The 7713-nt window shown below is 57.8% G+C and carries 8 protein-coding genes; 3 read left to right on the plus strand and 5 right to left on the minus strand.

Annotated elements, in window-relative coordinates:
- Positions 1 to 110: 110 nt before the first annotated feature.
- The 4 genes from C7476_RS27560 to C7476_RS27575 are packed head-to-tail and all read right to left on the minus strand — an operon-like array spanning position 111 to position 5275.
- Positions 111 to 665 carry a sarcosine oxidase subunit gamma gene (locus C7476_RS27560; RefSeq protein ID WP_114433102.1) on the minus strand — a complete coding sequence of 185 codons (555 nt, stop codon included), beginning with the start codon at positions 663 to 665 and terminating at the stop codon, positions 111 to 113.
- The gene (locus tag C7476_RS27565; protein ID WP_181872647.1) at positions 658 to 3636 is read right to left on the minus strand and encodes a sarcosine oxidase subunit alpha; all 2979 of its coding nucleotides are present in this window, start codon (positions 3634 to 3636) and stop codon (positions 658 to 660) included. The genes C7476_RS27560 and C7476_RS27565 overlap by 8 nt, the downstream gene beginning before the upstream one ends.
- Positions 3633 to 3998 carry a sarcosine oxidase subunit delta gene (locus C7476_RS27570; RefSeq protein WP_114433103.1) on the minus strand — a complete coding sequence of 122 codons (366 nt, stop codon included), beginning with the start codon at positions 3996 to 3998 and terminating at the stop codon, positions 3633 to 3635. Before C7476_RS27570 ends, C7476_RS27565 begins: the two co-directional genes overlap by 4 nt.
- A gap of 23 nt (positions 3999 to 4021) precedes the next feature.
- Positions 4022 to 5275 carry a sarcosine oxidase subunit beta gene (locus tag C7476_RS27575; RefSeq protein WP_112532315.1) on the minus strand — a complete coding sequence of 418 codons (1254 nt, stop codon included), beginning with the start codon at positions 5273 to 5275 and terminating at the stop codon, positions 4022 to 4024.
- A 398-nt stretch (positions 5276 to 5673) separates the two neighbouring features.
- On the opposite strand from C7476_RS27575, the gene rpsU reads away from it, so the two are divergent.
- The 3 genes from rpsU (at position 5674) to C7476_RS27590 (ending at position 7532) form a co-directional block, all read left to right on the plus strand.
- Positions 5674 to 5925, plus strand: coding sequence for a 30S ribosomal protein S21 (gene rpsU / locus C7476_RS27580; RefSeq protein ID WP_112532314.1), 252 nt, complete (start codon positions 5674 to 5676; stop codon positions 5923 to 5925).
- Positions 5926 to 6054: 129 nt separating this feature from the next.
- Complete coding sequence (locus C7476_RS27585; protein WP_114433104.1) at positions 6055 to 6927, plus strand: tetratricopeptide repeat protein; 873 nt, start codon at positions 6055 to 6057, stop codon at positions 6925 to 6927.
- The gene (locus tag C7476_RS27590) at positions 6927 to 7532 is read left to right on the plus strand and encodes an NAD(P)H-dependent oxidoreductase (RefSeq protein WP_114433105.1); all 606 of its coding nucleotides are present in this window, start codon (positions 6927 to 6929) and stop codon (positions 7530 to 7532) included. Before C7476_RS27585 ends, C7476_RS27590 begins: the two co-directional genes overlap by 1 nt.
- 58 nt (positions 7533 to 7590) lie before the next feature.
- Here the strand turns inward: C7476_RS27590 and C7476_RS27595 are convergent.
- On the minus strand, positions 7591 to 7713 hold a 123-nt coding region (locus C7476_RS27595), incomplete at its 5' end, for an NAD(P)(+) transhydrogenase (Re/Si-specific) subunit beta (RefSeq protein WP_147274705.1).

A 7713-nucleotide genomic window follows, 5' to 3' on the forward strand; every position in this document is an offset into this window, starting at 1 on the left:
AGACGCGCTTCGACGACCGCCCGTCTTCCCAACCATATCAATGGCCAGACTCAAGATGAGGGCGTGGCAAGGGGAAAGCACACCCGGTTCTTTGACAAATCAGAAATGCGCTAGATCGCAACGTCTCGCGCGGATTCCTGCAAGAACGCATAGGCGTAATTCGCGAACGACCGCCAGCACTCGACGCGGAAAGCGTCCTCGCCAGTCCGCCACAAGACGATCTCGATCTTGCCGAGTACTGTCCGCGACGCGGCACCCACAGGGAAGGTCTTCAGCGACAAGTCCTGCGGGCAACCTCCATTGACCACAGCAGCGGCGCCCTTGCCAGCCACGATAATCCCGACATTGCGATGTGAAATGTCGACCGCCGAATTCAGCACTTTCGCCTTGGCAAGATCGGCAACAACAGCACTATCGGCGTCATCGATGATCAGCCATTCGTCCGGCCCAAGCCAAAGTGCTGCACGGCCGCCGTTGGACGCGGAAGTCTTCGGCTTCATGGGTAATGTCACACCCAGTGCCCTGGAGAGCGCAGGAACTGCATCAGCCTTGGCGCGAAGCGAAACACGGGTCGCGTTGTCCGCCAAGGTGACCGAGACGGAAGCGACATCCAGTTGGCCCGCCTGCAGCGGATGACGTCGTGTTGCCTGGACGATCTCAACCATTCAAGCGCTCCCCCTTCTCATCGAAAAATACGGTGCCGGTGACCTCCACTTCGATCACGCCATTCGGCATCGGTACGTAAAGCGTTTCTCCAAGCCGCTTTGATCCATCGATCACAAGGGCCAAAGCAATGGAGCGGCCGCAATTTTCCGACCAATAGGACGATGTCACGTGACCGATCATGGTCATCGGCACTGGCTGGTTCGGGTTGGCGACAATTTGCGCCCCCTCTTCCAGAACTGTCGTCGGATCAACCGTCTTCAGACCGACAAGCTGTTTACGGCCGTTGGCAACCAGATCGCGGCGCAAAAGGCCGCGAATGCCAACATAGTCCGTCTTGTTCTTGCCGATGGCCCAGGTCAGCCCCGCATCCTGCGGTGTGACGGTTCCGTCCGTATCCTGACCGACGATGATATAGCCCTTCTCGGCGCGCAGGATATGCATCGCTTCGGTGCCATAGGGCGTCAGGCCCAAAGGCTTGCCCCGTTCATAGACGGCCTCCCAGACGGCCCGGCCATAATCGGACGGCACGTTGATTTCATAGCCCGTTTCGCCGGTAAACGACATGCGGAACAGCCGTGTCGGCACGCCGCAGATCGTCCCTTCGCGCACGCTCATATGCGGCATGGCCTCATTGGACATGTCTATGCCCTCAACCAGCGGCGCTATGATCTCGCGGGCCCTCGGACCCTGCACGGCAATCACTGCCCATTGCTCGGTCGTCGAGGTCAGCCAGACATCAAGATGCGGGAATTCGGTCTGGAGGTAGTCTTCCATATGATGCATGACGCGCGGTGCGCCGCCGGTCGTTGTCGTTACATGGAAACGGTCTTCCGCCAGCCGTCCGACAACACCGTCATCGTAGATGAAGCCGTCCTCACGCAGCATGATGCCATAGCGTAGACGCCCGATGCCGAGCTTTTCCCACGGATTGGTATAGAGCAGCTCAAGGAATTTCGCAGAATCCGGGCCGACCACTTCGATCTTGCCGAGCGTTGATGCATCGAAGATGCCAGCCTGATTACGCACGGCAACACATTCGCGATTGACCGCAGTGTGCATGTCTTCGCCCGCCTGCGGGTAATACCACGCACGTTTCCATTGGCCGACGTCCTCGAAGGCAGCACCCTGGGTCTGGTGCCACCCGTGCATGGGCGTGCGGCGTGTCGGATCGAACAGATCATGCCGCGCGTGATTGACAATCGCGCCAAAGGTAACCGGCGTGAACGGAGCGCGGAATGTCGTCAGACCCACCGCCGGGATCGGCCGGTTCAGGGCCTCGGCGGCGATCGCGAGGCCGTGCAGGTTCGACGTCTTGCCCTGATCGGTGGCCATGCCATTGGTGGTAAAGCGCTTGACATGCTCGATCGAGTGCATGCCCTCACGCACTGCAAGCCGGACATCCTTTGCCGTAACGTCGTTCTGGAAATCGACGAAAGCCTTGACGGTTGTATTAGCGCCGGCGCCGGGCGCCGAGCCGATCATGCCGCCGATCCAGTCGGTGCCGCCCGTCGCAACGACAGTCTTGCCCTTGCCTCCGCCCGCTCCAAAAGCCTCGTCCAACGTTGCCTGCAAACCGTCGGTTCCATTGCAAGCTCCTATCGAAACGCAATCCTGGGCGTAGGTGCCCGGCAGGAAGCGCTCGTTTGCGGCATCCCAGGCGACCTTGCCACGGGACTGCGAAAACAGATGCACTGACGGCGTCCAGCCGCCGGACATGATCAACGCATCGACGGCGACCTTGCGTTCGCTGCCGCCCCTCGTTGGCTGGATCGACATGGACGACACTCGGCGCTTGCCACCGGCACTGAAAACAGCGTGGCCCGTCAGGACTTCGATATCGAGCGAGCGGGCAGCATCCACAACGGCCGGTGTTGGATTGTCGCGCGTATCGACTATAACGGGCACGTCGATACCGGCGCGCTTGAGGTCGATCGCCGCCGCATAGGCTGAATCGTTTGAGGTGTAGACACCGACCTTCCGGCCGATGGCGACGCCATATTGATTGAGGAATATTCGCGCTGCTGAAGCAAGCATGACACCCGGGCGGTCATTATTGGCAAAGACCATTTGACGCTCGATGGCACCTGTGGCGAGCACGACCTTCTTCGCCCGAATCTGCCAGAGCCGCTCACGCGGCATGTCGGAAGCCGGATTGCTCAAATGGTCGCTGATGCGCTCTACCAGACCGACGAAATTCTGGGCATAGTAGCCAAACGCCGTCGTACGGGTCAGGACGGTGACATTGTCCATCGCGCACAATTTCGCGATTGCAGCAACGGCCCATTCAAAACCCGGAACTCCGTCGATGATGACATCGCTTTCATAACGCAGCGCACCGCCTGGCTCGGCCTGCTCGTCACAGATGATCACGTTTGCTCCGGTCGACGCTGCACTGAGGGCTGCGGTCAGACCAGCGGCACCGGCGCCAACGACCAGCACGTCGCAGTGGGCAAACCGGTTGGAATAGCGGTCGGTATCCGGCTCGCCCGGTGTCACGCCCAGACCCGCAGCGGCACGAATCCTTGGCTCGTAAATCGACTTCCACGCGAACTTCGGCCACATGAAAGTCTTGTAGTAGAAGCCCGCCGGCAGCATCGGCGAAAACACGTCTCCAAGCGCGCCGACATCGAAGGTCAGCGATGGCCAGCGATTCTGTGATTTGACCCTGAGACCGTCGTAAATCTCCTGCACCGTCGCACGCACGTTCGGCTGCTTGCGCGACTTGTCGCGTTCGATATCGACAAGTGCGTTGGGCTCTTCGCTGCCGGCAGAAAGAATGCCGCGCGGCCGGTGGTATTTAAACGAACGGCCGACAAGATGAATACCGTTGGCGAGCAGCGCTGAAGCCAGCGTGTCGCCTTCAAGGCCTGTCAGGCTCTGTCCATCAAATGTAAAGCGAACGGTCTTCGCCGGGGTCAAACGGCCTGCGCCCGGGATACGATTACTGCCGGAGTGGATAGAGGCACTCATTGGCTTACCTCCACTTTCTTGGCACGGGGCCGCTTCGTTACCGGTGGTTCGGCTGGTTCGGCTGCAGCCGGTGACAGCAGCGTACTCACATCAGGACGTGGCTCGCCGGCCTTGTAGACCGTCAGGAATTTGTCAGAGACAGAATCGCGCACCGCATTGAAGAACCGGCCGCACCCATGAATATGGCGCCAGCGCTCGAATTGCAGGCCCTTCGGATTCTGGCGGAAATAGAGGAAACCGGCGAAATCGTCATCGGACTGCTCGATGATCGGATTGGCGCGCACGAGATGCGCTTCGCCAGCATTGCGGAATTCGAGTTCCGGGCGCTCTTCTTCGCAATAAGGGCATTTGATGAGAAGCATGGTTCTATCTCGTTTCTTGAAAATCAGTGCGCAACGGCAGCGGCGGCAGCCTCGTCGATGAGGCGGCCGGTGGTAAACCGCTCGATCGTGAACGGCGCGTTGATGCGGTGCGGCTCATCGCGAGCGATCGTATGGGCAAACACGTTGCCCGAGCCCGGCGTCGCCTTGAAACCTCCGGTGCCCCAGCCGCAATTCACATAGAGCCCGGAAACAGGGGTTTTGGCCAGGATCGGCGATCGATCCGGTGTCACATCGACAATACCGCCCCAAGAGCGCAGCATCTTCAACCGTGTCAGAACCGGGAACATCTCGCAGATCGCATCGAGCGTGTGGTTGATGATGTGGAGGCCGCCGGTTTGCGAATAGGACGTGTATTGGTCGGTTCCGGCGCCGATGACCATCTCACCCTTGTCTGACTGCGAGATATACGCATGAACTGTGTTGGACATGATCACGCAGGGAATAAGCGGCTTCACCGGCTCGGATACCAGCGCCTGCAGCGGATAGCTTTCGAGCGGCATGCGCACGCCGGCCATGTTCATAATGACGGAGGTATGACCAGCCGCCACAACGCCGACTTTCTTGGCATTGATCGGGCCCCGATTGGTATCGACCCCCACAACTGCTCCGTTGGGTGCGCGGCGAATGCCGGTGACTTCGCAGTTCTGGATAATGTGAACGCCGCGATCGGCCGCCGCACGAGCGTAACCCCAGGCAACGGCGTCATGCCGGGCAGTGCCGCCGCGGCGTTGCAGCGCTGCGCCGATTATCGGATATCGGGCATCGGCCGAAAGATTGATCGGCGGGCAGAACTCCTTCACCTGTTCCGGCGTCAGCCATTCATTGTCGATGCCGTTGAGCCGGTTGGCATGGATGTGGCGCTTGAACACCTGAACATCGTGAATATTGTGCGCCAGCATCATCACGCCGCGCGCCGAATACATCACATTGTAATTGAGGTCCTGGCTGAGACCTTCCCAAAGCTTTACAGCGTGCTCGTAGATGCCAGCGGATTCATCATAGAGATAGTTGGACCGGATGATTGTCGTGTTGCGACCGGTGTTGCCCCCGCCAAGCCATCCCTTTTCAAGAACGGCGACATTGGTGATGCCGTGCTCTTTGGCAAGATAGTACGCAGTGGCAAGCCCATGCCCGCCCGCACCAACAATGATGACGTCATATTCCGGCTTGGGTTCGGGCGAACTCCATTGCTGATCCCAGCCTTTATGGGCACGCATGGCCTCGCGGGCCAAGGCAAACACCGAATATTTCCGCATCATTCATTCCCAGCAACTTGGCCCAGCATTGAGCCATCGCAAAGCGATTGTTCGAACGAGTTTACTTGCATGGCCTGTTCAGAAATCGACATCGATTTTGAGAGCGAGGATCCTGCTTTTATGCATCAGTATCGTATCCGGTTAAAGCGCTTTTGCCATTTTGCGACGGAGATTGGCGCTGCATGCCGGTTAATCTAAAATTACGAGGGACTGCGACATTTCTAGCCGAATATCCATCATTGCCCGCAACAGAACCATGGACATACCCCGAACTTTCTGATAATGGCCACCCTAGTTTGCGATGGATGACCGTCGCGAAGTCTGGTTTGTTGTCCCATAATCAAGGATTGGGGATTGAGGTCAGGCTCAACGAAATTCTAAGAGATACAGGATAAAACGTGCAGGTACTCGTACGCGAAAATAATGTTGATCAGGCTCTCCGCGTTCTCAAGAAGAAGATGCAGCGCGAAGGCATGTTCCGCGAAATGAAGATGCATGATCATTACGAAAAGCCTTCGATCAAGCGCGCCCGCCAGAAGGCAGAGGCAATCAGCCGCGCCCGCAAGCTTGCTCGCAAGCAGGCCCAGCGCGAAGGCCTTCTTCCGATGCCTGTGAAAAAGACACCGGTTCGCGCTTCAGCGGCTCGTTGATCTTCGATTCATCGACGCCTTGACCCGATTACGGGGTGGAGTGGCTTGCGTCACACCGCCCTTTTTCGTTTGGTGCCATCGGAACAATAAAGCCTCCATGGCTTTTCATTGAAACGGGACACATAAGACATGACACATCCGGTTGAACTGGCCTCACATCGCGCAATCTGGGCGGCCCCTAAGACAGTACGTGTCACGGCACTTGTCATTGCCTCTGTCCTCACGCTTGCAATCGCCGGATGCCAGAGCACCTCGACCACCGACATGACCGGCATCGACAAGGCGCAGGGTTCCACCGAGAACATCAGCTCGCTCAACGACGTTATCCGCAACAATCCAAAAGACCCGGAAGCCTATAATGTCCGCGGATCGGCCTATGGTCGTGCCGGCAAGAACAGCGAAGCGATCAAGGATTTCAATACGGCACTGCAGCTCAACCCCAATTTCTACCAAGCTTACGCCAATCGCGCGCTCGTCTATCGCAACATGGGCAACACGGCACAGGCAGCGGCGGACTACAGCAAGGCGATCCAGATCAATTCGCAATATGATGCGGCTTATATTGGCCGGGGCAATCTTTATCGCCAGCAAGGACAACTGGATCAGGCCCTGAATGATTTCAACCAAGCCATCCAGTTGAGCACGACGGACGCGCGCGCTTATCACAACCGGGGCCTGATCTATCAGGCGCGCAACCAGCACAAGCAGGCGATCGAGGATTTCTCCACAGCTATCTCTTTGCAGCCCGATGCGGCGGAGCCCTATAACGGTCGCGGCATTTCCTACGTCGCGCTTGGCGACGATGACAACGCCTTCGATGATTTCAATACCGCAATCAAACTTGATGGTGACATCGCAGAGGGTTGGGCCAATCAGGCGCTGATCTATGAACATCGCGGCGACAGAGCCCGCGCTGCGAAATCCTACGCCAGGGCCGTGCAATTGGATCCCAATTACAAGCCCGCACGCGACGGTCTGGCTCGCACACGCAAGACTTCTTGATGCACGCCAAGGGCAAACGCTTTGTCGTTGTCCTTGCTCATCCGCTAAAGAATAGTCTTTGTGCGCATCTTGCATCTCTCACTGCTTCTTTGATTACTGACGCAGGACACGATCTACGGATCGTCGATTTGTATGAGCGCGATTTCGATCCTCGCCTCACATCAAGTGAACGGCGGAGCTATTATGCCGAGCATGATGCGAGTGCTGTTGCCGAGGACGCAGAGGCGCTTCGTACCGCCGATGTGCTTGTCCTCATCTTCCCCACATGGTGGTTCGGGCCGCCCGCTATTCTAAAGGGCTGGATCGATCGGGTGTTCGCGCCCGGCATTGCCTATGATCACACGCCTGATTTTGGCCGCATGATCCCGAAGCTTACGCAGCTGCAGTCCTGCTTTGCAATCACAACTCTCGGCTCGCCCTGGTGGATCGACTGGTTCATCATGTTCCGCCCCGTTCGAAGAATCCTGTCCCGCGCCATCATTGGTACATGTGCTCCGAAGGCCCGTTTTTCGATGGTGTCGCTTTACAATGCAGAGAATATTGCCGCCGGTAAGCTGGCTACCTTCGAGAGGCTGCTTACACAGAAACTGCAAATACTGATCTGATCAAAACAAAAGGCCCGCCAAGTCTGGCGGGCCCTTTGTTAACTCGAATGATACGCTATCAGTGATCGAGTGCCTTGACGATATTTTCGACCATTTTCTTGGCGTCGGCGAAGAGCATCATGGTGTTGTCGCGGAAGAACAGTTCGTTCTCGACGCCGGCATAACCGGAACCCATGCCGCG

The sequence above is a fragment of the Phyllobacterium bourgognense genome, from assembly GCF_003337575.1.
Taxonomy (GTDB): domain Bacteria; phylum Pseudomonadota; class Alphaproteobacteria; order Rhizobiales; family Rhizobiaceae; genus Phyllobacterium; species Phyllobacterium bourgognense.